21 protein-coding genes are annotated in these 24,540 nt (G+C 71.1%); 11 read left to right on the top strand and 10 right to left on the bottom strand.

The features are described from left to right. Window positions 1-25 precede the first annotated feature (25 nt). The gene (locus OG959_RS26690; RefSeq protein WP_326662431.1) at window positions 26-814 is read right to left on the bottom strand and encodes a sulfite exporter TauE/SafE family protein; all 789 of its coding nucleotides are present in this window, start codon (window positions 812-814) and stop codon (window positions 26-28) included. Window positions 815-996: 182 nt separating this feature from the next. Here OG959_RS26690 and OG959_RS26685 point away from each other — a divergent pair, with 182 nt between their 5' ends. The 4 genes from OG959_RS26685 (at window position 997) to OG959_RS26670 (ending at window position 6,501) form a co-directional block, all read left to right on the top strand. Then, a complete protein-coding gene (locus OG959_RS26685; RefSeq protein WP_326662429.1) occupies window positions 997-2,211 on the top strand; it encodes an NAD(P)/FAD-dependent oxidoreductase in 1,215 nt (404 codons plus the stop codon). A 1-nt stretch (window position 2,212) separates the two neighbouring features. After that, on the top strand, window positions 2,213-4,807 hold the full coding sequence (nirB, locus tag OG959_RS26680) for a nitrite reductase large subunit NirB (protein ID WP_326662428.1): 2,595 nt from the start codon (window positions 2,213-2,215) through the stop codon (window positions 4,805-4,807). Then, on the top strand, window positions 4,807-5,178 hold the full coding sequence (gene nirD, locus OG959_RS26675; RefSeq protein ID WP_326662426.1) for a nitrite reductase small subunit NirD: 372 nt from the start codon (window positions 4,807-4,809) through the stop codon (window positions 5,176-5,178). The genes nirB and nirD overlap by 1 nt, the downstream gene beginning before the upstream one ends. 156 nt (window positions 5,179-5,334) lie before the next feature. Then, complete coding sequence (locus OG959_RS26670; protein WP_326662424.1) at window positions 5,335-6,501, top strand: alkaline phosphatase PhoX; 1,167 nt, start codon at window positions 5,335-5,337, stop codon at window positions 6,499-6,501. Window positions 6,502-6,561: 60 nt separating this feature from the next. On the opposite strand, the gene OG959_RS26665 is transcribed toward OG959_RS26670, so the two are convergent. From OG959_RS26665 to dusB, 4 genes are all read right to left on the bottom strand, one after another. Then, window positions 6,562-6,981 (bottom strand): VOC family protein, encoded by a 420-nt coding sequence (locus OG959_RS26665; RefSeq protein ID WP_219571188.1) that lies wholly within the window; start codon window positions 6,979-6,981, stop codon window positions 6,562-6,564. Between the two features lie 170 nt (window positions 6,982-7,151). Further along, window positions 7,152-8,168, bottom strand: a complete 1,017-nt coding sequence (locus OG959_RS26660; RefSeq protein ID WP_326662420.1) for an ArsR/SmtB family transcription factor — start codon at window positions 8,166-8,168, stop codon at window positions 7,152-7,154. 498 nt (window positions 8,169-8,666) lie between these two features. Then, entirely contained in the window at window positions 8,667-11,378 is a 2,712-nt protein-coding gene (gene ppdK, locus OG959_RS26655) for a pyruvate, phosphate dikinase (RefSeq protein WP_326662418.1), read from the bottom strand. 586 nt (window positions 11,379-11,964) lie between these two features. Beyond that, window positions 11,965-13,113: a tRNA dihydrouridine synthase DusB gene (gene dusB / locus OG959_RS26650; protein WP_326662416.1), complete on the bottom strand. Its 1,149-nt coding sequence runs from the start codon at window positions 13,111-13,113 to the stop codon at window positions 11,965-11,967. Between the two features lie 131 nt (window positions 13,114-13,244). Here dusB and bla point away from each other — a divergent pair, with 131 nt between their 5' ends. Next, window positions 13,245-14,210, top strand: coding sequence for a class A beta-lactamase (gene bla / locus OG959_RS26645; protein ID WP_326666626.1), 966 nt, complete (start codon window positions 13,245-13,247; stop codon window positions 14,208-14,210). Window positions 14,211-14,225: 15 nt separating this feature from the next. Next, the gene (locus OG959_RS26640) at window positions 14,226-15,725 is read left to right on the top strand and encodes an MFS transporter (protein WP_326662415.1); all 1,500 of its coding nucleotides are present in this window, start codon (window positions 14,226-14,228) and stop codon (window positions 15,723-15,725) included. A 15-nt stretch (window positions 15,726-15,740) separates the two neighbouring features. On the opposite strand, the gene OG959_RS26635 is transcribed toward OG959_RS26640, so the two are convergent. Further along, window positions 15,741-16,679, bottom strand: coding sequence for a helix-turn-helix transcriptional regulator (locus OG959_RS26635; RefSeq protein ID WP_326662413.1), 939 nt, complete (start codon window positions 16,677-16,679; stop codon window positions 15,741-15,743). Between the two features lie 101 nt (window positions 16,680-16,780). Here OG959_RS26635 and OG959_RS26630 point away from each other — a divergent pair, with 101 nt between their 5' ends. Next, the gene (locus OG959_RS26630; RefSeq protein WP_442805632.1) at window positions 16,781-18,250 is read left to right on the top strand and encodes an MFS transporter; all 1,470 of its coding nucleotides are present in this window, start codon (window positions 16,781-16,783) and stop codon (window positions 18,248-18,250) included. 97 nt (window positions 18,251-18,347) lie between these two features. On the opposite strand, the gene OG959_RS26625 is transcribed toward OG959_RS26630, so the two are convergent. The 3 genes from OG959_RS26625 to OG959_RS26615 all read right to left on the bottom strand — a co-directional run bounded on the left by OG959_RS26625 (window position 18,348) and on the right by OG959_RS26615 (window position 20,458). Beyond that, window positions 18,348-18,587: a DUF6243 family protein gene (locus tag OG959_RS26625; RefSeq protein ID WP_326662411.1), complete on the bottom strand. Its 240-nt coding sequence runs from the start codon at window positions 18,585-18,587 to the stop codon at window positions 18,348-18,350. Between the two features lie 181 nt (window positions 18,588-18,768). Next, the gene (locus OG959_RS26620) at window positions 18,769-18,975 is read right to left on the bottom strand and encodes a hypothetical protein (protein ID WP_148018601.1); all 207 of its coding nucleotides are present in this window, start codon (window positions 18,973-18,975) and stop codon (window positions 18,769-18,771) included. Between the two features lie 100 nt (window positions 18,976-19,075). Next, window positions 19,076-20,458 (bottom strand): glycine--tRNA ligase, encoded by a 1,383-nt coding sequence (locus tag OG959_RS26615; RefSeq protein WP_148018602.1) that lies wholly within the window; start codon window positions 20,456-20,458, stop codon window positions 19,076-19,078. A gap of 219 nt (window positions 20,459-20,677) precedes the next feature. Here OG959_RS26615 and OG959_RS26610 point away from each other — a divergent pair, with 219 nt between their 5' ends. The 4 genes from OG959_RS26610 to OG959_RS26595 all read left to right on the top strand — a co-directional run bounded on the left by OG959_RS26610 (window position 20,678) and on the right by OG959_RS26595 (window position 23,911). Continuing rightward, window positions 20,678-21,631 (top strand): metal ABC transporter substrate-binding protein, encoded by a 954-nt coding sequence (locus OG959_RS26610; protein WP_326662408.1) that lies wholly within the window; start codon window positions 20,678-20,680, stop codon window positions 21,629-21,631. Window positions 21,632-21,711: 80 nt separating this feature from the next. Beyond that, complete coding sequence (locus tag OG959_RS26605) at window positions 21,712-22,506, top strand: metal ABC transporter ATP-binding protein (protein WP_326662406.1); 795 nt, start codon at window positions 21,712-21,714, stop codon at window positions 22,504-22,506. Window positions 22,507-22,508: 2 nt separating this feature from the next. Continuing rightward, complete coding sequence (locus OG959_RS26600; RefSeq protein WP_326662404.1) at window positions 22,509-23,411, top strand: metal ABC transporter permease; 903 nt, start codon at window positions 22,509-22,511, stop codon at window positions 23,409-23,411. 65 nt (window positions 23,412-23,476) lie between these two features. Beyond that, window positions 23,477-23,911, top strand: coding sequence for a Fur family transcriptional regulator (locus tag OG959_RS26595; protein WP_326662403.1), 435 nt, complete (start codon window positions 23,477-23,479; stop codon window positions 23,909-23,911). 54 nt (window positions 23,912-23,965) lie between these two features. Here OG959_RS26595 and OG959_RS26590 read toward each other — a convergent pair whose 3' ends face one another. Continuing rightward, window positions 23,966-24,496: a hypothetical protein gene (locus OG959_RS26590; protein ID WP_326662401.1), complete on the bottom strand. Its 531-nt coding sequence runs from the start codon at window positions 24,494-24,496 to the stop codon at window positions 23,966-23,968. Window positions 24,497-24,540: the final 44 nt, after the last annotated feature.

Here is a 24,540-nt window from a genome sequence, read left to right as displayed (position 1 = left end):
CCGGACCCGGCGCCGCCCCGTACCGTCACGCCTGCCACTGGTCGAAGGCGAGCTTCGCGACCAGCGAGAAGACCACCACCAGCAGCACCCCGCGGACGAACTCGCTGCCCTTGCGCAGCGCCATCCGCGCCCCGAACAGGCCGCCCGCCAGGTTGAACACCGCCATCAGCGCTGCCAGCTGCCACATCACGTTGCCCTGGTACGCGAACATCGCCAGGGCCCCGCCGTTGGTGCAGACGTTGACGATCTTGGCGGTGGCGGAGGCCGTCACCAGGTCGAGGTGGAGCACCGCGGTGAGCGCCAGCACGAGGAAGGTGCCGGTACCCGGTCCGAACAGCCCGTCGTACAGGCCGATGCCGCCGCCCACCAGGACGATCGCGGTGACGGTGCGGGCCCGGGTGACCCCGGGCGCCGTGCCGTCCTCGGCGGACCGGCCGAACTGCGGGCGCAGCATCACGAACGCGGCGACGGCCACCAGCACCACCATGATCACCGGGCGCAGCACCTCGCTGCTGATCCCGGCGGCGAAGAAGGCACCGGTCATCGATCCGGCGAGCGCCGCCAGCCCGATCCGCAGCGCCGTGCCGACCTTCACGGGCGCCTTGCGCGCATAGGTGACGGCGGCTCCCGAGGTGCCGACGATCGCGACGGCCTTGTTCGTGCCGAGGATTTGGGCGGCCGGGACATGGGGCAGTCCGAGCAGCAGGGCGGGCAGGAGGAGGAGTCCGCCGCCCCCGACCACGGCGTCGATCCAGCCGGCCGCGGCTGCGGCGAGGCAGAGCACGACGAGGGTGGTCAGGGTGATGTCAGGCATGATCGCGACTTTAAGGAGAAGGTACGTGCCCCGTCCAACCGTCCCGGAATTCTTGAGCCACTTCTGAGCTCGGGGCCCTCAGCGGCCCTCACAGGCACGTTCCGCGGACGCTGAGCGCAAGGTTCCTCCCGGGAAACAGAGGGGATCCGGACGGGTAACACCCTCCGGTCACGCTTCCTGTCATGAGGACACGGACGGAGAACACGGCGCGGGTGGTGGTGATCGGCGCCGGGATGGCGGGCGCACGCCTGGCCGCCCGGGTGCCCGATGTCACCGTCATCGGCGAGGAGCCGCACGCCCCCTACAACCGGGTGCTGCTGGCCGAGGTGCTGGCCGGGCGCTATCCGGCGGACGTGATCGCCCTTCCCCCGGCCGAGGTCAGGCGCGGGGTGCGGGTGGTGCGGATCGACCGGGACGACCGGCTGGTGCACTGCGACGACGGAAGCGTCGTGCACTACGGGCGGCTGGTGCTGGCGACCGGCTCCAACCCGGTACTCCCGCCGCTGCGCGGGCTCGGGAACACGATGCCGGACGGGGTGCACGCCTTCCGCACGCTCGACGACTGCATGGCGCTGCGCGCCTCGGTGCGGCCGGGGGTGGGCGCGGTCGTCATCGGCGGCGGCCTCCTGGGCGTGTCGGCGGCCCGGGCGCTGGCCGAGTGCGGCGCCCAGGTGGTGCTGGCCCACCAGGGCGAGCACCTCATGGAGCGGCAGCTGGACGCGGAGTCGGCCGGGCTGCTCCGGAGCCATCTGGAGTCCCTCGGCGTCGAGGTGCACACCGAGTGCCGGGTCCGCGGGCTGCGCTGCGCCGACGGTGCGGTCCGGGCGGTGGAGCTCGCCGACGGTTACGAGCTGGCGGCCGAGATCACCGTGCTGGCCTGCGGGGTGCGTCCCCGGACGGGCCTCGCGCAGGCGGCCGGTCTCCAGGTCCGCAAGGGCGTCGTCGTCGACGACGAGCTGCGCACCTCCGATCCGTACATCCACGCCGTCGGGGACTGCGCCGAGCACCGCTCCACCGTGTACGGGCTCGCGGGCCCGGCGCTGGAGCAGGCCGATGTGCTCGCCGAGGTCCTGGCGGGCCGGCCGGCTCGTTACGAAGGCACCCGGGCCCTGACCCGGCTGACGCTCAACGGCCCGGCCGATCCCGGTACGGCATCGCTCGATCTCGCCGCCTTCGGCGACTCCCGGCCGCTGCCCGGCGACGACGTGATCCGGCTGGCGGACGCCACCCGGGGCGCGTACCGCACGGTCGTCGTCCGCGGCGACCGGCTGGCGGGCGGTGTGCTGCTCGGCGATCTCGCCGCGGTCGGCACCCTGGCCCGCACCTGGCAGGACGACGCACCGCTCCCCGCCGAAACGTCCCTGCTCCACCTGCTCACCAACGACGGAGGCTTCTGAGATGCCGGTGTCCACTTTCCCGACCGCCCACACCTCCACCGCAGCAGCCGTGCCGACCATCGTGGTCGTCGGGCACGGAATGGTCGGCCAGCGGTTCCTGGAGGCCCTCGCCGACCGCGGACTGACGGCCACCGCCGGCACCGCCCGCGTCGTCGTCCTGTGCGAGGAGCCCCGCCCCGCCTACGACCGGGTGCAGCTGACCTCGTACTTCTCGGGGAAGACCCCCGAGGACCTGTCACTGGTCGAGCAGGGCTTCATGGAGCAGCACGGCATCGAACTGCGGATCGGTGACCCCGCCGAGTCCCTGGACCGCGAGGCGCGCACGGTCACCGCCCGCTCCGGCGAGACCTTCCGTTACGACACGCTGGTGCTGGCCACCGGCTCCTACCCGTTCGTCCCGCCCGTCCCGGGCAAGGACACCGAGGGCTGTTTCGTCTACCGCACGATCGAGGACCTGCTCGCGATCGAGGAGTACGCGAAGACGGCGACGACCGGCGCGGTCGTCGGCGGCGGGCTCCTCGGGCTGGAGGCGGCGGGCGCGCTGAAGGGGCTCGGACTCGACACCCACGTGGTGGAGTTCGCGCCCCGGCTGATGCCCGTCCAGGTCGACGAGGGCGGCGGCGCGGCGCTGCTGCGCACCATCGAGAACATGGGCCTGACCGTCCACACGGGCGTCGGCACCCAGGAGGTCACCGCGGGCGAGGACGGCTCGGTGAACGGGATGTCGCTCTCCGACGGCTCGTCGCTCGCCACGGATCTGGTGGTCTTCTCGGCCGGCGTCAGGCCCCGCGACCAGCTGGCCCGGGACTGCGGTCTCGCGGTCGGCCAGCGCGGCGGCATCATCGTCGACGAGGAGTGCCGCACCTCCGACCCGGCGGTCTTCGCGATCGGCGAGTGCGCGCTCGCCTCCGACGGCCGGGTGTACGGCCTGGTGGCACCCGGCTACGAGATGGCGCAGACGGCAGCCGAGGTGATCGCGGGCAAGGAGGCGTCGTTCACCGGCGCCGACCTGTCGACGAAGCTGAAGCTGCTCGGTGTGGACGTGGCGTCCTTCGGCGACGCCCACGGCACCTCCGAGGGATGCCTGGACGTCGTGTACGCGGACTCCCGCTCCGGCGTCTACAAGAAGCTGGTGATCGGCCAGGACGGCACGCTGCTCGGCGGGGTGCTCGTCGGGGACGCCGACCAGTACGGCACGCTGCGCCCGATGACGGGCACGGTCCTGCCGGTCGCCCCCGAGCAGCTGGTCCTGCCGGCCGGCGCGGGCGGCCCGGTCACCCTCGGCCCCTCCTCGCTGCCCGACGAGGCCGTGATCTGCTCCTGTCACAACGTCACCAAGGGCGCGATCTGCGAGCACACCACGCTGCCCGAGGTGAAGAAGTGCACCAAGGCCGGTACCGGATGCGGCAGTTGCGTCAAGGTCATCGGCCAGCTGCTCCCGCAGAGCCAGGACGAGGGCCTGTGCGGCTGCTTCTCGTACACCCGCAGCGAGCTGTACGAGATCGTCCGCACCCTGGAGATCACGTCGTACGCCGAGCTGCTCGACTCGCACGGCCGTGAGACGGCGCGCGGGGGCGAGGGCTGCGAGGTCTGCAAGCCCACGGTCGGTTCGATCATCGCCTCGCTGGCGCCCACGGTCGGCGCGAGCGGCTATGTCCTGGACGGCGAACAGGCGGCCCTCCAGGACACCAACGACCACTTCCTGGCCAACCTCCAGCGCAACGGTTCGTACTCGATCGTGCCGCGCATCCCCGGCGGCGAGATCACCCCGGAGAAACTGATCGTGATCGGTGAGGTGGCCCGGGACTTCGGCCTCTACACCAAGATCACCGGTGGTCAGCGGATCGACCTGTTCGGCGCCCGCGTCGACCAGCTGCCGCTGATCTGGACCCGGCTGGTCGACGCGGGCTTCGAGTCGGGGCACGCGTACGGGAAGTCGCTGCGGACGGTCAAGTCCTGTGTGGGGCAGACCTGGTGCCGCTACGGCGTGCAGGACTCCGTGAAGATGGCGATCGACCTGGAGCTGCGCTACCGGGGCCTGCGCTCCCCGCACAAGCTGAAGTCGGCGGTCTCCGGATGCGCCCGCGAATGCGCCGAGGCGCGCGGCAAGGACTTCGGGATCATCGCCACGGCCGGCGGCTGGAACCTCTACGTGGGCGGCAACGGCGGCGCCACCCCGCGCCACGCGGACCTGCTCGCCCAGGACATGTCCGACGCCGAACTGGTCCGCCTCATCGACCGGTTCCTGATGTTCTACATCCGCACGGCGGACCGGCTGGAGCGCACCTCGACCTGGCTGGACCGGATCGAGGGCGGCCTGGAGCACGTAAGGGACGTCGTCGTCCACGACTCGCTGGGGCTCTGCGACGAGCTGGAGCGGCTGATGGCCGACCACGTCCGCGGCTACCGCGACGAGTGGGCCGAGACCATCAACGACCCGGAGCGGCTGCGCCGCTTCGTCACCTTCGTCAACGCACCCGACGCACCCGACCCGTCGGTGAAGTTCGTCCCGGAACGCGACCAGGTCAAGCCCGACCTGGACATCCTCGCGGGCCCGGTTCTCGCCATCCGCACTCTTGAAGGGACCGCCTCCTGATGACGACCCAGACGATGAACGGGACGATGGAGACCGCGCGCGACACCGGGGTCATCCGGCTCGCCGACGGGGACGACTGGTTCACGGTCTGCGACCGCTCGCTGCTGACGCCGGGCCGCGGAGTCGCCGCGCTCCTCCCGGACGGCCGGCAGGTCGCCCTGTTCGTGGACCGGGCGGGACGCACGTACGCGATCGACAACCGCGACCCGTTCACCGGCGCGTACGTCCTGTCGCGCGGGCTGATCGGTTCGGAGGGCGGGCAGCCGTTCGTCGCCTCCCCGCTCCTGAAGCAGCGTTTCGACCTGGCGACGGGTGCCTGCCTGGACGACGACGAGGTCTCGGTGCCGGTCTTCGAGGTCCGCGCGGACTGACGGGCCCGGGACGAGACCGGGACCGGCCCGTACGGACTGATCCCGGTCCGTTCACCGACTGTTGACGCTCCGTCAACTGCGTCCCTCTACTGTCCTGACGTTCGACCCGCCGGGCCGACCGGACCGGCGGGCCCTCACGTCACCCGTGGAGTGATCGTGGAACGTCGGACCTTCTTGCGCACAGCGGTGATCGGCGGCTCGGCGGCGGCCTTCGGCGGCACCCTGTGGCGGGGTGCCGCCTTCGCCGGACCCGCCCAGCCGGCCACCGGCCCGTACGGCGCGCTGCAGGCCGCCAACGGCAACGGCATCCTGCTGCCGAGCGGCTTCAGCAGCAGAATCATCGCCCGCTCGGGGCAGACCGTCCCCGGTACCTCGTACGCCTGGCACAGCGCGCCCGACGGGGGCGCCACGTTCGCCGACGGCAGCGGCTGGATCTACGTCTCCAACGCCGAGGTCTCCTCCGGCAGCGGCGGCGGGGCGAGCGCGGTGCGCTTCAACTCCTCCGGAACCGTCACCTCCGCCTCCCGGATCCTGTCCGGCACCAACAACAACTGCGCGGGCGGGCGCACCCCGTGGAACACCTGGCTGTCCTGCGAGGAGGTCACCCGCGGGTTCGTCTACGAGACGGACCCCTGGGGCGTGAACGCCGCCGTGCAGCGCCCGGCGCTGGGCCGCTTCAAGCACGAGGCCGCGGCGGCCGACCCGGACCACGGGTACATCTACCTCACCGAGGACGAGACGGACGGCCGCTTCTACCGCTTCCGCCCCACCACCTGGGGCAACCTGTCCTCCGGCACCCTCCAGGTCCTGGTGGCGGGCACCGGCACCTCCGGCCCGGTGACCTGGGCGACGGTCCCCGACCCGGACGGCTCGCCCACCCAGACCCGCTACCAGGTCTCCGGCGCGAAGGTGTTCAACGGCGGCGAGGGCTGCTTCTACGCGGCGGGCACGTGCTGGTTCACCACGAAGGGCGACAACCGGGTCTGGGCGTACGACGCGAACACGGCCGCCATCTCGCTCGCCTACGACGACTCCCTGGTCACCGGCGGCGGCGCCCCGCTGACGGGCGTCGACAACGTCACCCGGTCCGCGTCGGGTGACCTGTACGTCGCCGAGGACGGCGGGAACATGGAGATCTGCCTGATCACCCCGGACGACACCGTCGCCCCGTTCCTGCGGATCAGCGGCCAGTCCGGCTCGGAGATCACCGGCCCGGCGTTCTCCCCGGACGGCACCCGGCTCTACTTCTCCTCGCAGCGCGGGACGAGCGGAAGCTCCTCCGGCGGCATCACGTACGAGGTCACGGGGCCGTTCCGCGGCTGAGCCACAGGACTCCGGCCGCGCGGTGCCCGTACCGGCGCCGCGCGGCTGTCTCCCCGGCCATCAGGCGGGCTGGCCACCGGCCTCGACGGCCGCCGGGTCCATCCAGATGACCTCCCAGATGTGGTGGTCCGGGTCCTGGAAGGAGCGGCCGTACATGAAGCCGAGGTCCTGGGTCTCGTTGGCGGGCGATCCGCCGGAGGCGAGCGCGGTGTCCGCCAGCTCGTCCACCTTCTCGCGGCTCTCGGCGCTCAGCGCCAGGATCACCTCGGTGTGCGTCGAGGCGTCCGTGATCTCCTTCTTGGTGAAGTCCTTGAAGCGCGGCTCCTCCAGGAGCATGGCGAAGATCGTGTCGCTGATGACGAGACAGGCGGTGTGCTCGTCGCTGAACTGGGGGTTGAAGGAGTAACCCAGCTTGCCGAAGAACCCCTTGGTCGTCTCCAGGTCCTTGACCGGCAGGTTCACGAAGATCATCTGAGGCATGGCCGTCTCGCTCTCTCGGGCTGTTTCCCGTGCGCTGTTTCCGAACCGCTCTACGACAGGTAGACGCCGGGTCCGCCGGGAACTCATCGGCGCCGGACGAAAAATCCTTCCCGCGCGGCGCCGGACGGAAAACCTCCCCCGCCGCACGGGAGGCCGGAGGCGGGGCAGGCTCAGGAGACGGCGACCGGCGCGCCGCCCCGCAGCAGCGAGCCGCCCAGCGGGGTGAGCGTGTGCAGGACCGAGCTGCCGTGGCGCAGGGTGTGGACCAGGCCCGCCTCGCGCAGCACACAGGCGTGCTGGCTGGCCGAGGCGAGGGACACTCCGGCCCGGCGGGCGAGTTCACTGGTCGTGCAGCCGTCGCCTATGACCCGCAGGACCGTCGAGCGGGTGTTCCCGAGCAGCCGGCCGAGCCAGGGGCCCGGTTCGGCGAAGACCGGGGCTGCGGCATGGGTGACGGGGTAGACGAGCACCGGCGGCAGCAGCGGGTCACGGTAGACGACCGGGGTGCCGCGACAGAAGAACGACGGCTGGAGGAGCAGGCCGCGGCCGTCCAGGTGGAGTTCCCGGTCGACCGGGTAGTCCGCCTCCAGTACGGGTGCCCGCCAGCGGATCACCGGCGGGAGCGAGGCGAGCAGCTCTTCGGCGCCGCCGTCCAGGAGTGCGCGGCCGCGGAGAGCACGGTCGGCCTCGACGCTGGCCTGGATGTGCGGCCAGTACGGCTCGACGGCGGCCCGGTGGTAGGCGCGCAGCACGCCGATGAGCCGGCCCAGGGGCTCCGCCCGGCCCTCGCCCAGCGCGTCCAGTGCCACGGGCCGGACCGCCTGCCGGGCCGCACCGCGGCCGCCGGCCGCCGCCTGGGCGCCCAGGACCGCCAGTTCGGCCCGCAGCCGCTCGGGCGGGGTGTCGCGCAGGGCCTCCATTCCGGTGGTGAAGTCCATCGGTTCGGCGCCTTCCCGAGAAGGCGTCAGGAAGTCCGGGAAATAGCCGCGCGGTGGAACCACGGCGGACAGCAAACGTACTTCACCATTCAACCGCGGTCGCGCTTCCGAGCGCCATTTCCCGAACACCGTGGAAGCCCGCCGGTCCCTCAGCCGGTGAAAGCTGAGAATGGTCTCCCATAACGCGTCCGGCCCGGTGGCCATCCGCACCTTGGAAAGGTCCCACCCGGAGACATGGATACGCAGCACCGAACCCCCACCCCTTGCACCTGCAATTGCCCCCGCGCCAGAGTATGCGAAGAGTTACTACCCGTCACCACGGGGTTTCGGCCAGAGGTGAAACGTCTCGCCCCGACCCACCGTCACCCGAAAGGCTGTACGACGTCGGGTGCGATTCCGAAGCCACCGGAAGAGCGAGTGAAGGCCGTGGGGGGTTTTGCTCGTTCGGCGGCGGTTGGCGACGGTGCGGCTCCGCACTCGACGGGGGTAAGCCGGGTGCGGTCCATGGGTGGGGATCCATGGACCGCACCCCGGTCCCGTTCCGACCCATCTCTTTGCGCATTAAACGAAGCAATGAAGTGACGCGGGCATTGCAGAAAGCGCTCACATTCACGGGAGCGCGCGCATGACAAGGCGGCGGCACCCCCGCACAGGGTGCCGCCGCCTCAGGGAATTCCGCGGCCGCCGCCCGACCGATGAGGGTCGTCCGGTCCTGCGGCGGGCCGCGGAATCAGTGGCTCCGCCGCCTCAGCGGCTGTCGCTGCCGCGCGACTCCGCAGCCGCCCGGCCCGCCTCCAGACGGGCCACCGGAATACGGAAGGGGGAGCAGGAGACGTAGTCCAGGCCCACCTCGTGGAAGAAGTGCACCGATTCGGGGTCACCGCCGTGCTCGCCGCAGACGCCGAGCTTCAGGTCGGGGCGGGTGGCCTTGCCGGCCGCGACCGCGCTGCGTACCAGCGATCCCACGCCGTCCTTGTCGATCGTCTCGAACGGCGACACCCCGAAGATGCCCTTCTCCAGGTACGCGGTGAAGAACGAGGCCTCCACGTCGTCGCGGGAGAAGCCCCACACCGTCTGCGTCAGGTCGTTGGTGCCGAAGGAGAAGAACTCCGCGGCCTCGGCGATCTGACCCGCGGTGAGCGCGGCACGCGGCAGCTCGATCATCGTGCCGATCTTCAGCTTGAGGTTCGTGCCCGTGGCGGCCTGGACCTCGGCGATGACCCGGTCGGCCTCCTCGCGGACGATCTCCAGCTCCTGGACCGTACCGACGAGCGGGATCATGATCTCCGGGCGCGGGTCACCCTTGGCGTTCTTGCGCTCGGCGGCGGCCTCGGCGATCGCCCGCACCTGCATGGCGAACAGACCGGGGATGACCAGACCGAGCCGGACCCCGCGCAGACCGAGCATCGGGTTCTGCTCGTGCAGCTTGTGCACGGCCTGCAGCAGGCGCAGATCGTTCTCGTTGGCGTCCTTGCGGGACTCCGCGAGCGCCACCCGGACCGAGAGCTCCGTGATGTCGGGCAGGAACTCGTGCAGCGGCGGGTCCAGCAGCCGTACGGTGACGGGCAGTCCGTCCATCGCCTCGAAGAGCTCGATGAAGTCGGCCTTCTGGAGCGGCAGCAGCTGCTCCAGGGCCGTCTCCCGCTCCTGGTCGGTGTCGGCCAGGATCAGCTTCTCGACCATCTCGCGGCGCTCACCGAGGAACATGTGCTCGGTGCGGCACAGCCCGATGCCCTGGGCGCCGAAGCGACGGGCCCGCAGGGCGTCCTCCGCGTTGTCCGCGTTGGCCCGCACCCGCAGCCGGCGCACCCGGTCCGCGTACGCCATGATCCGGTGCACGGCGGCGACCAGCTCGTCGGCGTCGTCGGCGCCCGCGTGCATCCGGCCCTCGAAGTACTCGACGACCGGAGACGGTACGACGGGTACCTCACCGAGGTACACCTTGCCGGTCGAGCCGTCGATGGAGACGACGTCGCCCTCCTCGATGATCCGCCCGCCCACCGTCATGCGGCGGCGCTTGGTGTCGACCTCCAGGTCCTCGGCGCCGCAGACGCAGGTCTTGCCCATGCCGCGGGCGACGACGGCCGCGTGCGAGGTCTTGCCGCCGCGCGAGGTCAGGATGCCCTCGGCGGCGATCATGCCGTCGAGGTCGTCCGGGTTGGTCTCACGGCGGATGAGGATGACCTTCTCGCCGGAGCGGGACCACTTGACCGCGGTGTACGAGTCGAAGACGGCCTTGCCGACCGCCGCGCCCGGCGACGCGGCGATGCCGCGCCCCAGTCGCTCGGTTTTCGCCTCGTCGTCGAAGCGCGGGAACATCAGCTGAGCCAACTGCGCGCCGTTGACGCGCTGGAGCGCCTCGGCCTCGTCGATGAGCCCCTGGTCGACGAGCTGGGTGGCGATCCGGAACGCGGCACCGGCGGTGCGCTTGCCGACCCGGGTCTGGAGCATCCACAGCTGGCCGCGCTCGATGGTGAACTCGATGTCGCAGAGGTCCTTGTAGTGGGTCTCCAGCGTCTCCATGATCTGCATCAGCTGGTCGTACGACTTCTTGTCGATGGACTCCAGCTCGGCGAGCGGCACGGTGTTGCGGATGCCCGCGACGACGTCCTCGCCCTGCGCGTTCTGCAGGTAGTCGCCGTACACGCCCTGGTGGCCGCTGGCCGGGTCACGGGTGAACGCGACACCGGTGCCGGAGTCCGGGCCGAGGTTGCCGAAGACCATGGAGCAGACGTTGACCGCGGTGCCGAGGTCGCCCGGGATGCGCTCCTGGCGGCGGTAGAGCTTCGCCCGGTCGGTGTTCCACGAGTCGAAGACCGCCTTTATGGCCAGGTCCATCTGCTCCCGCGGGTCCTGCGGGAAGTCGCGCCCGGCGTCCCGCGTGACGATCTTCTTGAACTGCTTGACCAGCTTCTTCAGGTCGGCCGCGTCGAGGTCCACGTCGACGGTGACGCCCTTGGCCTCCTTGGCGGCCTCCAGCGCCTCCTCGAAGAGGTCGCCGTCGACCCCGAGGACGGTCTTGCCGAACATCTGGATCAGGCGGCGGTAGGAGTCCCACGCGAACCGCTCGTCGCCGGACTGGGCGACGAGGCCGACGACGGAGGCGTCGGAGAGGCCGATGTTGAGGACCGTGTCCATCATGCCGGGCATCGAGAACTTGGCACCGGAGCGGACGGACACCAGCAGCGGGTCGTCGGCCTGGCCGAGCTTCTTGCCCATCCGCGCCTCAAGCGCGTCGAGGTGCGCACTCACCTCGTCGCGGAGCGCGGCCGGCTCGTCGCCGCTGTCGAGGTAGACCTTGCAGGCCTCGGTGGTGATGGTGAAACCCGGAGGGACGGGAAGCCCGAGGTTGGTCATCTCGGCGAGGTTGGCACCCTTCCCGCCGAGAAGGTCCTTCAGTTCCTTGTTGCCCTCGGTGAAGTCGTAGACGAACTTCTGAAGGTCTTCGTTTTCCGACACGGGTCTCGACTCCTCGACGACGCGGTGGCTGCCCTGACGGCGAGGAACATACCCAGATCGAAGGTGTCTGGGTACGTGCGCTTGCGCGTCGTGCGGCCTCAACCACCCGTCCGCCAGCAGATCGAAAGTGGAGCACCCTCTAGCCCGATCGAGCGAAGTCATTCACTTCTTGAATGAATGAGCACGCACGGAGACTGTTTTCACCCCCTTCCGCCACGCTGCGTGAAAGAAGGGTCGATCGATCAAAGTAGAGCCCCCTGGCACCCAGTGCCATCATTTGAGAAGTGCAACCCTCGCAAAGTCGCTCATCTGAGCGATGCACCCATCAGGCGTGGCGAGGATCACGCCGGGGATGCCGCTCAGATGTCACCATGCGGACGCCCCCATGGAAGCCCTGGGTGATCTCTCGGTCACTCGACGCCACGCAAGCGCGACGAAAGTGACCCATGAGACACCCCCGGCCGACGGATCCGGCCTGATCTCTTCGATTCCCGCCCGATCCAACGCTCAAATGAGCAGTGGGGGTGGTGGGGCACCCGGTGCCCCACCACCCCCACGAGGTGTCACTCCGCCCGCGGGGCGGATCTCAGCCGCCCGACGTGTCCAGTTCCGCGTCCGCGCTGACGCCCGAGCAGTCGTACGGGTCCTTCAGCCAGCCGTCCGGGAGCACGACCCGGTTGTTGCCCGAGGTACGCCCCCGCGGGCCGTCGGCGCCGTCCGGCCAGGGCTGGTCCAGCTCCAGTTCCTGCAGCTGCGAGCCGAGCTCCTCCAGCGACGAGGTGATCGCCAGCTTCTTGCGCATCTCGGAGCCGACCGCGAAGCCCTTCAGGTACCAGGCCACGTGCTTGCGGAAGTCGATCACACCGCGTGCCTCGTCGCCGATCCACTCCCCCAGCAGCGTCGCGTGCCGCAGCATCACGTCCGCGACGGTGCGCAGGGAGGGCGCCTGCCGGGTCTCCGTGCCCTCGAACGCGCTCACCAGGTCGCCGAAGAGCCAGGGGCGGCCCAGGCAGCCGCGGCCCACGACCACGCCGTCGCAGCCGGTCTCGCGCATCATCCGCAGCGCGTCGTCCGCGCACCAGATGTCGCCGTTGCCGAGGACGGGGATCTCGGGGACGTGCTCCTTGAGCCGGGCGATGGCGTCCCAGTCGGCGGTGCCGCCGTAGTGCTGGGCGGCCGTCCTGCCGTGCAGGGCGACGGCCGTGACGCCTTCCTCGACGGCGATCCGGCCGGCGTCGAGGAAGGTGATGTGGTCGTCGTCGATACCCTTGCGCATCTTGATGGTGACCGGCAGGTCGCCCGCGTGGGAGACGGCCTGGTTGAGGATCGCGCGCAGCAGCGGCCGCTTGTACGGGAGCGCCGAGCCGCCGCCCTTGCGGGTCACCTTGGGGACCGGGCAGCCGAAGTTCAGGTCGATGTGGTCGGCGAGGTCCTCGTCGACGATCATGCGGACGGCCTTGCCGACCGTGACCGGGTCCACTCCGTACAGCTGGATCGAGCGCGGGGTCTCGGTCGCGTCGAAGCGGATGAGCTGCATGGTCTTCTCGTTGCGCTCGACCAGCGCCCGCGTCGTGATCATCTCGCTGACGAACAGCCCCTTGCCGCCCGAGAACTCCCGGCACAGGGTGCGGAAGGGGGCGTTGGTGATGCCGGCCATGGGGGCCAGGACCACCGGCGGCTGCACGGTGTGCGGGCCGATGCGGAGCAGCTGGGGCGAGGGGGCGAGCGTGGTCATTCCCCCATTGTCGCGTACGCCGGGAACTGCTCCGGCGGCCCGGGCGGCCGGGTGGCGCGGACCCGCTGTCAGTGCGGACACGTAGCGTGAGGGTGTTGTTACGGAACCAGTGAACGAGGGACACGATGACCATGAATCCCACCCGCCGCTTAGGCCCGCCCGCGTCCACGGCCGGGTCGGCCGGAGCGGTCCCCACCCGCCGCGCCCTGCTCTCCCTGGGCACCGCGGGCGCGGCCGGAGCGCTGCTCGCCGCCGCCGGCCCCTCCCGGGCCGCCACGCGGACCCGGGCGCCCGGCTCCGCCACCGCCCGGCTGCGCGAGCTGGAGCGCGTCCACGGCGCCCGGGTCGGCGCGTTCGCGTACAACCTGGCCACCGGGGCCGCCGTCCGCCACCGGGCCGATGAGCGGTTTCCCGTGCTCTCCACGTTCAAGACGCTCGCCGCGGCGGCCGTGCTGCGGGATCTGGACCGGGACGGCGAGGTGCTCGGCCGGCTCGTCCGCTACACGAAGGAGGACTGCGTCTCCGATTCCGCGGTCACGGACACCCCGGAATGCCTCGCGAGCGGGCTGACCATCGAGCGGCTCTGCGAAGCGGCGGTCTGCGACAGCGACAACACCGCGGCCAACCTGCTGCTGCGCGAGCTCGGCGGCCCGCGTGCGGTGACCCGTTTCAGCCGCTCGATCGGTGATGCGGTGACGCGCCTCGACCGCTGGGAGCCCGACCTCAATTCGGCCGAACCCGGGCGGCGCAGGGACACCACCACCCCGGCCGCCATCGCGCGCGACTACGCCCGGCTCGTGCTCGGGGACGCATTGGAATTCCGCGACCGCGAGCGGCTGACCGGCTGGCTGCTGAACTGCCGGACGAGCGGGACGCGTTTCCGGGCCGGGCTGCCGCCGGAATGGACGGTGGCGGACAAGACCGGCGGCGGCTCGTACGGCAGCTGCAACGACGTGGGCATCGCCTGGACACCGGACGGGACCCCGGTCGTGCTGGCCGTGCTGACGACCAAGCCGGACGGGGACGCGGGAGCGGCCGGGGACCATCCGCTGGTGGCCCTGGCGGCCGAGGCCCTGGCAGCGGAGGTCGTTAGTTAGCCGTACTATCCATGCATGCCTGAGCTCAGCCACCGGCGGCGGATGCTCGTACTGGCGATCTGCTGCATGAGCCTCCTGATCGTCAGCCTCGACAACACCGTCCTGAACGTCGCCCTGCCCGCCATGCGCCATGACCTGGACGCGAGCGTCGCAGGGATGCAGTGGACGATCGACGCGTACACGCTCGTCCTTGCCTCCCTGCTGATGCTCGCGGGTTCCACCGCCGACCGGATCGGCAGACGCAAGGTCTTCATGGCCGGGCTCGTCCTGTTCACCGTGGGCTCGGCGCTCTGCTCGCTGGCGCCCAGCCTGGAGACGCTGATCGCGTTCCGGATGGTGCAGGCCGTCGGTGGCTCCATGCTCAACCCGGTGGCGATGTCGATCATCACCAACACCTTCACCGACCCCCGCGAACGCGCCCGGGCGATCGGTGTCTGGGGCGCTGTCGTCGGCATCTCCATGGCGGCGGGACCGGTGGTCGGCGGCCTCCTGGTCGATTCGGTCGGCTGGCGGTCGATCTTCTGGGTCAACCTGCCGATCGGCATCGCCGCACTGCTGCTGACCTCGCGGTACGTCCCGGAGTCCCGCGCCCCGAAGGCGCGCCGCCCGGATCCGGTGGGCCAGCTGCTGGTGATCACGCTGCTGGGCTCGCTGACGTACGCGATCATTGAGGCGCCGCAGAAGGGCTGGACCTCGGTGGAGATCCTGTTCTTCGCCGCCCTCGCGGCGGCCTCCCTGGCCGGCCTGCTGCTGTACGAGCCCCGGCGCACCGACCCGCTGATCGATCTGCGCTTCTTCCGCAGCGTCCCCTTCAGCGGGGCCACCGTCATCGCGGTCAGCGCCTTCGCCGCCCTCGGTGGCTTCCTCTTCCTCAACACCCTCTATCTGCAGGACGTACGGGGGCTCAGCGCACTCGACGCCGGCCTCTACATGCTGCCGATGGCGGCCGTGGTCTGTGTCCTGTCACCGCTCTCGGGCCGGCTCGTCGCCAGCCGCGGACCGCGCATCCCGCTGCTGGTCGCGGGCGTCGCGATCGCGGCGAGCGGGCTGATGTTCGCGGCGTTCGACGCGGAGACCGGCACAGCCTCGATGTTCACCGCCTATGTGCTGTTCGGCCTGGGCTTCGGCGCCGTGAACGCGCCCATCACCAACACCGCCGTCTCCGGCATGCCCCGCTCCCAGGCGGGCGTCGCCGCGGCGGTCGCCTCGACCAGCCGCCAGATCGGCCAGACGCTGGGCGTCGCCGTGATCGGCGCGGTCCTCGCGGCAGGGGTGGCCGACGCCGGATCCTCGTACGGCACCGGGGCGGCGGGCGACTTCGTCGCGGCGAGCAGGACCGCCTGGTGGATCATCACCGGCTGCGGGGTGTGCGTCCTGCTGGTCGGCACGGTGAGCAGCGGGCGCTGGGCCCGGGGCACCGCCCGCCGGACCGCGGAACGGCTGGAGGAACCTGCGGTCGCGGCCTCGTCCGGTGCGCCCGCGGGTCGGTCCTCGGGGTCGAGCACCAGGACCTGAGGCCGCTCCCCCCACTCACGCGCCCGCGGGCCGGCCCTCGGCCTCGACCACGAGGGCCTGAAGCCGCTCCAGCCGCTCGCGGGTCTCCTCGTCGCGTGGTGCGTAGGTGACGAGCCTCGGTCCGGACGACGGGCCGAGCCAGAGGTCGGTGGTCTCCAGGCGCAGCAGCCCCACGTGGGCGTTGCGGAAGATCTTGGACCGGGGTCCGGGGCCGAGGACCTCGTGTCGCGCCCAGGCCTCCCGGAATTCCGGTGATGCCGTCTCCAGCCGCTTGAGCAACGCCTTCCAGGCGGGCTCGGCGAGGTGTCCGGCCATCGACGCACGGAATTTCGCGGTCATGAGACGGGTCACCGCGGCCACGTCCATGACGGAGGTCCGCCACTCCTCGTTCGTGAAGGCCAGCAGCATGACGTTGCGGTCCGCGACGGCGACGGCGTCCATGTCGCACAGCATCCGGCCGTAGGTGCGGTTGTGGGCGAGGACGTCGTACCGGCTGTTCTGCACGCAGGCGGGGATCGGCTCCAGCTGCCGCAGCAGGGTGCGCAGCGCCGGGGTGATGCTCGGGCACTCGGTGTCGGGCGCCGGGTCCACCGCTCCCGCGAGGGAGAACAGATGGGTGCGCTCGCTGCGATCCAGCAGCAGGGCGCGGGCGAGCGCGTCGAGGACCTGGGGCGAGACCTGGATGTCGCGCGCCTGTTCGAGCCAGGTGTACCAGGTGACGCCGACGGCGGAGAGCTGGGCGACCTCCTCTCGGCGCAGCCCCGGGGTGCGCCTGCGGCCGCCCCGGACCAGCCCTACCTGCTCGGGGGTGATCCGCTCCCGACGGCTGCGCAGGAAGTCCGCGAGCTCGTGCCGCCGGATCTCGGTCTCGGTCCCCGTCGCGTCCGGGACATCGGCCGCCGGATTCCGCGGCGCTTCCGGGCCCCTGCGGGCTGCCGTCACCATCGTCGTCATTCCTCCAGCATGCGGGACCGGCCGAAGCCATGGCAGGTGCTTCTGGTACCAGGATAAAGACACTCTGGTACCAGGCTCAGGGAAGAGCGATCGTCGGTGTCGTGAGTGAATCCTCTGTACGGCCGAAGACATACGCCACCGCCGCCCCCGTGGTGCGGCACGACCACCCCGCCCCGGTGCTCGGCGCGTTGGGGCTGTTCACCGTGCTGCTGGGTGCGGCCCTTCCTCTGATCGACTTCTTCATCGTCAACGTCGCCCTGCCCACCATCGACCACGACCTCGCCGCGGGTCCCGCGCTGCTGGAACTGGTCGTCGCCGGGTACGGGCTCTCGTACGCCGTCCTGCTCGTCCTCGGCGGCCGGCTCGGCGACATGGCCGGCCGGCGCCGGCTCTTCCTGCTGGGCATGGCCGCGTTCGGGCTCACCTCACTGGCCTGCGGACTGGCGCCGAACGCCTGGACGCTGGTCGGGGCGCGGGTGGCCCAGGGCGCCGCGGCGGCGCTGATGCTGCCGCAGGTGCTCGCCACCATCCAGGCGGCCACCTCGGGCCACCGGCGGGCCCGGGCGATGAGCCTGTACGGGGCCACGGCCGGGCTCTCCATGGTCGCGGGCCAGATCCTGGGCGGGGTGCTCGTCGCCGCCGCGCCGCTGTCGTCGGTGTTCGGCGGGAGCGCGGGCTGGCGCTCGGTGTTCCTGGTCAACGTTCCGGTGGCGGCCGTCGGGCTGATCCTGGCGGCCCGCGCGGTCCCGGAGACGCGATCGGAGCGCCCGGCGCCCGTCGACGTACCGGGCACGCTGCTGCTCGCCGTGTCACTGGTGACGCTGCTGGCCCCGCTCACCGAGGGGCGGGCGGCGGGCTGGCCGCTGTGGACCTGGGTCTCGCTGGCGCTGTTCCCGTTCGCCGCCGTCGCCTTCTACCGGGTGGAGCGGCGGGCGGACCGGCGCGGACTGGTCCCGCTGATCCCGCCGAGCCTGTTGCGGCTCGATTCGCTGCGGCGCGGGCTGGCGCTGGTGGTGCCGTTCTCGATCGGCTTCGGCGGGTTCATGTTCGTCATCGCCGTCGCACTCCAGCAGGGGCTGAGGCTGGGCCCGGCGGAGTCGGGACTGTCGATGGCCCCGATGGCGGTGGCCTTCTTCGCGGCCTCGCTGGCCGGTCCGCGGCTGGTACGGCGCTACGGCAGCCGCGTGGTGACGGCCGGCGGGCTGATCCAGGCGGTGGGCGTCGTCGTGCTCGCCCTCACGGTGTGGCGCGAGTGGTCGGGCCTGGGGCTGCTCGGCCTGATGCCGGGGCTGGCGGTCGCCGGCTTCGGCCAGGGCCTCCAACTGCCCGTCCTGTTCCGCATCGTCCTGTCGGACGTGCCGCCGGAGCGGGCCGGGGTGGGCGGCGGCGTCATGACGACGACCCAGCAGGCGGCGCTGGCGCTGGGCGTGGCGACGCTCGGTTCGCTGTTCCTGGCACTGGCGCCGGGCTCGGGCATGCGGGACGCGCTGATCGTGACCCTGCTGGTCCAGCTGGCGGCGGTCGCCCTGACGGCGCTGCTGAGCCTGCGGCTGCCGCGCACGGTGGCATGAGAGCGGGACGCCGGTACGGGCGTGGGCCCGGAACACCTCAGGTGTTCCGGGCCCACGGTCGTACGGGTGAGGCGAACCGCCCTCCGCGAAGGAGGCGTCAGCTCTGGGCGGGCGCGTCCTGTTCCGGGGCGTCCTGCCCGGCGGGTGCGGCGGCGTCCGACGGCTCCGCCTCGGTACCGGCGGTGCGCTCGCGCATCTTGCGCAGCAGCTCCGCCTTCTGCTCGGCGGCCGACTTCCGGTCGGCGTTGCGCTCGGGGCCGGCGCCCTGCTGCTCGGCGCGGGACACCTTCTTGCGCTGTCCGCCGACGCCGAGAAGGTTGTTACGGCTCTTGGCCACGGGGTTCTCCCATTCGTGGTGAAAGTGAGGTCTGAGAAGACCCTGGATCGGTCCGGTGGGCGGCGGGTGGTCGGACCCGCCGCACTCTCACTCGTAGATCTGGAAGAACGAAGACATGCGGCAAAGGTACCCGGCCCCATCGGCCGCGGCACCGCCTTTTCTCCGCACCGGACGCGGTCCCCTACGTCGCCGTCGGGTCGACCGTCGCCTGGTGGGCCTCGGCGAGGTGTTCCTCGGCCTTGAGCCAGGGCAGGAACTGCACCCGCCGGCGCCAGTCGCAGGTGTCACAGCTCAGCTGCCGCTGCACTCCCGACTTCCGCACGTGAACGACGTGTTCACGGCCGTGCTGGTCCCATCTGCTGACCTTGCTCGTGGTCATGGACGGCATCCGAGCCTCCTGAGGGCGAGTGTGCCCAGTCTGCACGAAGCCCCCGGTTCCGTACGGGGAACCGGGGGCTTCGTCCAGCGGGTGAAGCGGGTGCGAGGTGTCAGCAGCCGAGCAGACGGGCGCCGAGGTACGCCTGGATCTGGTCCAGCGAGACGCGCTCCTGCTTCATGGTGTCGCGCTCGCGCACGGTCACCGCGTTGTCGTCGAGGGTGTCGAAGTCGACGGTGACGCAGAACGGCGTGCCGATCTCGTCCTGGCGACGGTAGCGGCGGCCGATGGCGCCGGCGTCGTCGAACTCGATGTTCCAGTTCTGCCGCAGGTCGGCCGCGAGGCCCTTGGCCTTCGGCGAGAGCTGCGGGTTGCGGGACAGCGGCAGGACCGCGACCTTGACCGGCGCCAGGCGCGGGTCGAGGCGCATCACGGTGCGCTTCTCCATGACGCCCTTGGCGTTGGGCGCCTCGTCCTCGACGTAGGCGTCCAGGAGGAAGGCCAGCATCGCGCGGCCGACACCGGCCGCGGGCTCGATGACGTAGGGGGTCCAGCGCTCGCCGGCCTCCTGGTCGTAGAACTGCAGGTCGGTGCCGGACGCCTTGGAGTGCGCCTTGAGGTCGTAGTCCGTGCGGTTGGCGACGCCCTCCAGCTCGCCCCACTCGCTGCCGCCGAAGCGGAAGCGGTACTCGATGTCAGCGGTGCGCTTGGAGTAGTGCGAGAGCTTCTCCGCGGGGTGCTCGAACCACCGCATGTTCTCCTCGCGCATGCCGAGGCCGGTGTACCAGTTCCAGCGCTGCTGCATCCAGTACTCCTGCCACTGCTCGTCCTCGCCCGGCTTGACGAAGAACTCCATCTCCATCTGCTCGAACTCGCGGGTGCGGAAGATGAAGTTGCCCGGAGTGATCTCGTTCCGGAAGGACTTGCCCATCTGCGCGATGCCGAACGGCGGCTTCTTACGGGAAGTCTGCTGCACCTGGCCGAAGTTGGTGAAGATGCCCTGGGCGGTCTCGGGGCGCAGGTAGGCCACCGAGCCGGAGTCCTGGGTCGGGCCGAGGTGCGTGGAGAGCAGGCCGGAGAACTGCTTGGGCTCCGTGAAGGTGCCCTTGTTGCCGCAGTTGGGGCAGTTGAGGTCGGCGAGGCCGTTGACGGGCGGCTTGCCGTGCTTCTCCTCGTACGCCTCCTCCAGGTGGTCCGCGCGGTAGCGCTTGTGGCAGGAGGTGCACTCGGTCAGCGGGTCGGAGAACGTGGCGACGTGACCGGAGGCCACCCACACCTCGGGCGCCAGGATGACCGACGAGTCGAGTCCGACCACGTCCTCGCGCGAGGTGACCATGTAGCGCCACCACTGGCGCTTGAGGTTCTCCTTGAGCTCGACACCCAGCGGCCCGTAGTCCCAGGCGGCCTTCTGGCCACCGTAGATCTCACTGCAGGGGTAGACGAAGCCACGGCGCTTGCTCAGGCTGACGATGGTGTCGATCTTGTCGGCGGCCACGGTGCTCTCTTCATTACGACGACGGAACTGGACAGGGCTGACGCGAAGCGCCTCGGTGGGGGGTGGTGGTCGGGAGACGGGTGCGCGGATGCCTCAGATTACCGGCGGGCACGCCCCTTCGATCAAATCGGTATCGGACCGGTCCGCCGAGCGGCCCGTCCCGGGGCATCTCATCGGCCTTGTTGACAATCGTTTCCACTTTTGTTGAAAATGACTGTCATGAACGTACGCCGCCTCATACCCACGACCGCCGTCGCCGGAGCAGTCGTCCTCGGCCTCACCGCCCTCTCCGCCTGCTCCACCTCCGACGCCGCCGACCGCAGGAGCGGCGACAAGCTGAACGTGGTGGCGTCCTTCTACCCGATGCAGTTCCTGGCCGAGCAGATCGGCGGGAACCACGTCTCCGTCTCCACCCTGACCAAGCCGGGCGTGGAGCCGCACGACCTGGAGCTCAGCCCGCGGGAGGTCGGCGGCCTGAGCGACGCGGACTACATCCTCTACCTCAAGGGCCTCCAGCCCGCCGTCGACGACGCGATCAAGCTCTCCGAGTCCGAGCACACCGTCGACGCCGCGACGCTCACCACGCTGGAGGACCACGGCGCCGAGGTCGGCGGCGAGGAGCACGCCCACGAGCACGAGGGCGAGGAGGCCGGCGCCGACCCGCACATCTGGCTGGACCCGGTGAAGTACGCCCAGGTCGCCAAGGGGGTGGGGGCCTCCCTGGAGAAGACCGACCCGGACCACGCCGCGGACTACCGCAAGAACACCACCGCCCTGGTCACCGAGCTCGGCGCGCTCGATGCCGCGTACGAGAAGGGGCTGAAGAACACCGCGACGAAGACGTTCATCACCACCCACTCCGCCTTCGGGTACCTGGCCGAGCGCTACGGCCTCACCCAGGAGGGCATCGCCGGCATCGACCCCGAGGCCGAGCCCAGCCCCGCCCGGATCAGCGCCCTGCACGCGATCGCCCAGGAGAAGAAGGTCACCACCGTCTTCTTCGAGACGCTCGCCAGTGACAAGACGGCGAAGACCGTCGCCCGGGACACCGGCCTGAAGACCGACGTCCTGGACCCGCTGGAGGGAATCACCGGCAAGTCCAAGGGCGATGACTACATCGAGGTCATGGAGTCCAACCTCGCCGCCCTGCAGAAGGCGCTCGGCGCGAAGTGAGCGACCCCGCAGACCCCTCAGACCGCGCAGACCCCGCAGACCCGGTCGGCCCGAACCGCACAGCAGCACCGGAGGCGCTCATGCCCGAGCCCCAGAGCACCACAGTGAGCACCACGCCCGCCCCCGTGATCGTCGTGCGCGACGCCACGGCCACCCTCGGCGCACGCCCCGTGCTGCGCGGCATCGACCTGACCGTGCGCCGCGGCGAGGTCGTCGCCCTGCTCGGTGCCAACGGTTCCGGAAAGTCGACCGCCGTACGCTCCGTCATCGGCCAGGTCCCGCTCACCGGCGGCACCGTCGAGCTCTTCGGCACGCCGCTGCGCCGTTTCCGTGACTGGGCCCGGGTCGGTTACGTACCGCAGCGGACCACGGCGGCCGGCGGGGTGCCCGCCACGATCCGCGAGGTCGTCTCCTCCGGGCGGCTCTCGCGCACCCGGCTGGGGCTGCCGCGCAGGGCCGACCGGGCCGCCGTCGACCGCGCCATCGCGCTCGTCGGCCTCGCCGACCGCGCCAGGGACTCCGTGGACGCCCTCTCCGGCGGTCAGCACCAGCGCGTACTGATCGCCCGCGCGCTCGCCTCCGAACCCGAGCTGCTGATCATGGACGAGCCGATGGCCGGCGTCGACCTGGCCAGCCAGGAGATCCTCGCCGAGACCCTGCGCGAGCAGGTCGCGCTCGGCACCACCGTGCTGCTCGTCCTGCACGAGCTCGGCCCGCTGGAGCCCCTGATCGACCGGGCGGTCGTCCTGCGCGACGGCTGCGTGATGCACGACGGCCCACCCCCGAAGGCCCTCGGGCAGCACGCCCTGCCCGGCCACGACCACGTACACCCCCACGCGGCCTCCGAGCCCGTCCGGACGGGACTGCTGAGCTGATCATGGAATTCCTCACCCCTCCCTTCATGCAGCGGGCACTGATCGCCGCCGTGCTGGTCGGCGTCATCGCCCCCGCCGTCGGCATCTACCTGGTGCAGCGCCGGCAGGCCCTGATGGGCGACGGCATCGGCCACATCGCGATGACCGGCGTCGGCCTCGGCTTCCTGCTCTCCACCAGCCCCGTCTGGATGGCCACGGCCGTCGCCGTCGTCGGCGCGGTCACGATGGAACTGATCCGCTGGTACGGACGCACCCGCGGCGACATCGCCCTGGCGATGCTCTTCTACGGCGGCATGGCGGGCGGTGTCCTGCTGATCAACCTCTCCGACACCGGCTCCAACGCCAACCTCACCTCGTACCTGTTCGGCTCGCTGTCCACGGTCTCCTCCGAGGACATCACCGCGATCGCCCTGCTGGCCGCGTTCGTGCTGCTGGTGACGGTGGGGCTGCGGCGGCAGCTGTTCGCCGTCAGCCAGGACGAGGAGTTCGCCCGGGTCACCGGCCTCCCGGTGCGCGTGCTGAACCTGCTGATCGCGGTCACCGCCGCCGTCACCGTCACCGTCGCGATGCGGGTCGTCGGGCTGCTGCTGGTCAGCGCCCTGATGGTGGTCCCGGTCGCCGCCGCGCAGCAGATCACCCGCTCGTTCAAGGTGACGTTCGTGCTCTCGGTCGTCACCGGGGTCGCGGTGACGCTGGCCGGCACCATCACGTCGTACTACCAGGACGTCCCGCCCGGCGCGACGATCGTGCTGCTGGCCATCGGGGTGTTCATCGCCCTGACCCTGCTCGCCGCCCCGCTGGCCCGGATCCGCGCCCGACGGCGCGAAACGGCGGACGAGCGGTGCACCCTGGAAGTACCGGCCACCCGCCCGGCCGCGGACGACGCACCTGTGCGGTCGGCCTGACCCCGCCGCCGGTGCGGACTGGCACAATGGCCCGACACACGTACGGGCGACACGAGGAGGCTCCTGTGGCGACGGCGCCGATCAGTGGAACGAACGCTGCACCGGTACGCGGCCGGTCGACCCGGCAGCGGGCAGCGGTGGCCGCTGCGCTCGACGAGGTGGACGAGTTCCGCAGCGCCCAGGACCTGCACGACGTGCTCAAGCACCGCGGTGACTCGGTGGGGCTGACCACGGTCTACCGCACCCTGCAGTCCCTCGCGGACGCGGGCGAGGTCGATGTGCTGCGCACCACCGAGGGCGAGTCCGTCTACCGCCGGTGCTCGACCGGCGACCACCACCACCATCTGGTGTGCCGGATGTGCGGCAAGGCCGTCGAGGTCGAGGGCCCGGCGGTGGAGACGTGGGCCGAGACCATCGCGGCGCAGCACGGCTTCGTGAACGTGGCGCACACGGTCGAGGTCTTCGGTACGTGCGTGGAGTGCGCGAACGCCGAGAAGTGACGCCCCGGCTCCGTCCCTCGCCGCAGCGGCCGGGACGTGCCGGTCTCCGGGGCGTCAGACCTTTGTCAGGTGCCGGTCGAAGATCTCGCGCAGGCGGTCCACGTCGGACGCGGCCCGGGCGCCGCGCTTGGCTATCACGGTCAGCGCGGTGGCGTTCTTGTCGTCGCTGAGCATCACGAAGAGATCCGCCGTCTCCACGTACCGCGGCTGCGCCTGCCACCGGATGACCGTGCTGGAGTTGCGCGTGTCGACGCCGACGCCGGACTCGTCGACCCGCACCCGGAACTCCCCCTGCCGCCGCACGAACCGGAACAGCTGGCGCGCCATCAGCCACGGGCTCAGGAACAGCACCGAGCCGCAGAGCAGCAACGCCACCGGCAGCGGCGCCGGCACGTCGGCGCCTCTCGCCAGGGACAGCGCGGTGGCCACGACGAGACACCCCGTCGCGGCCCCCACCAGCTTCCGCTGCCGCCGGCCCGCCACGCCGACCCGGTCGCGCACGCGGAGCGCCGCCGTGTAGTCCCGCAGCTCCGGGTCGTAGCTCAGCTCGACCGCACCGTGCGCGGCCTCCTGCTGCTCACTCATGGCCCCCCCTGAAGTGTGAAGAGCCGTGATGGTACCGACAACGG

The sequence above is a fragment of the Streptomyces sp. NBC_00385 genome, assembly GCF_035917155.1.
Lineage (GTDB): Bacteria > Actinomycetota > Actinomycetes > Streptomycetales > Streptomycetaceae > Streptomyces > Streptomyces poriferorum.
The sequence above is the reverse complement of the archived record's forward strand: the minus strand, read 5'-3'. Positions and strand labels throughout refer to the sequence as shown.